Source organism: Microbacterium sp. BF1 (genome assembly GCF_019279095.1).
GTDB classification, from domain to species: Bacteria; Actinomycetota; Actinomycetes; order Actinomycetales; family Microbacteriaceae; genus Microbacterium; species Microbacterium maritypicum.
Map to the genome: position 1 here is coordinate 1 of NZ_JAGYWT010000605.1, position 1,402 is coordinate 1,402.

Sequence of the window (1,402 nt, forward strand, 5' to 3'; positions counted from 1 at the left end):
GCCCCGTTCTCGTCGCCGACGACGAGAACCGCGAGAACGAGGGCGACGTCATCCTGTCGGCAGAGCTCGCGACGCCGGAGTGGGTGGCCTGGACGGTGCGCTGGTCGTCGGGATTCATCTGCGCTCCGATGCCGGCCGACCTCGCCGACCATCTGAACCTTCCGCCGATGGTGGCCGCCAGCGAAGACGCCCGCTCGACCGCGTACACCGTGAGCGTCGATGCCGCCCAGGGCGTCACCACCGGCATCAGCGCCCACGATCGCGCGCACACCCTGAACGTGCTGTCGAACCCGGAGTCGACGTCGACGAGCATCATCCGCCCGGGGCACGTGCTGCCGCTGAGGGCTGTCGACGGCGGCGTGCGCGAGCGCAGCGGCCACACCGAGGCCGCCGTCGAGCTCATGAAGCTCGCCGGACTCCGACCCGTCGGCGCGATCGCCGAGGTCGTCGCGGAGGACGGCAGCATGATGCGCCTTCCCGGGCTGATCGAACTCGGTGCCCGTGACGGCGTGCCGGTGATCACCATCGAGCAGCTCATCGCTCACCTCAACGAGATCGACCCGGACGGAGCGACCCCGAGCGCGCACCGGGGCCGCCGGGTGAGTCTGCGTGCCGACGCCACGGTGCCCACCACGCACGGCACCTTCCGCTTCCTGGCCTACAAGGACCGCGTCACCGGCACCGACCACATCGCGGTCGTCTCGGGCGAGCTCAGTGAGACCGCGCTGGTGCGCGTGCACTCGGAGTGCCTGACCGGCGAGGCGTTCGGCTCGCTGAAATGCGAGTGCGGCCCCCAGCTCGACTCCGCGCTCGACGCGATCGAGAAAGAGGGCGGGATCGTGATCTACATGCGCGGGCACGAGGGGCGCGGGATCGGCCTCATCAACAAGCTGCGCGCGTACAGCCTGCAGGAGGAGGGCCTCGACACGGTCGATGCCAACCTCGCGCTGGGGCTGCCCGCCGACGCCCGCGACTACGCCGCGGCCGCCGGCATCCTCTCCGACCTGGGCGTGTCGAAGGTGCGTCTGCTGACGAACAACACCGACAAGGTCGCGCAGCTGCGTGAGCTCGGCCTCGACGTGATCGAGCAGGTGCCGCTGATCGTCGGAGTGGGACCCAACAACCATCAGTACCTGGAGACCAAGCGTGACCGCATGGGTCACATCATCGGCGAAGCGGAACTCGCAGAGGCGCTCGCCCACGGAGAGGACGACGAATGAGCGGCGCAGGAGCACCCGAGACCGGCAACATCGACGGACGAGGACTGAACGTCGTGTTGGCGACGTCGACTATCGACTGGCGATTGACTAGGGCGTGTCTCCCATATCGCTGGTGAGGCTCACGGCAGTCTTGTTGTGTGAGGTCTGATTCGCGGTTGAGGGTGTTCACGGACGAGCAATGG

Annotated in this window: 1 protein-coding gene; it reads left to right on the forward strand. The window is 68.3% G+C overall.

The genetic code is table 11. The features are described from left to right. Window positions 1-1,220, forward strand: a 1,220-nt coding sequence (gene ribA / locus KZA10_RS15315) for a GTP cyclohydrolase II (protein ID WP_218683317.1), incomplete at its 5' end; no start/stop codon positions are given. Window positions 1,221-1,402 lie beyond the last annotated feature (182 nt).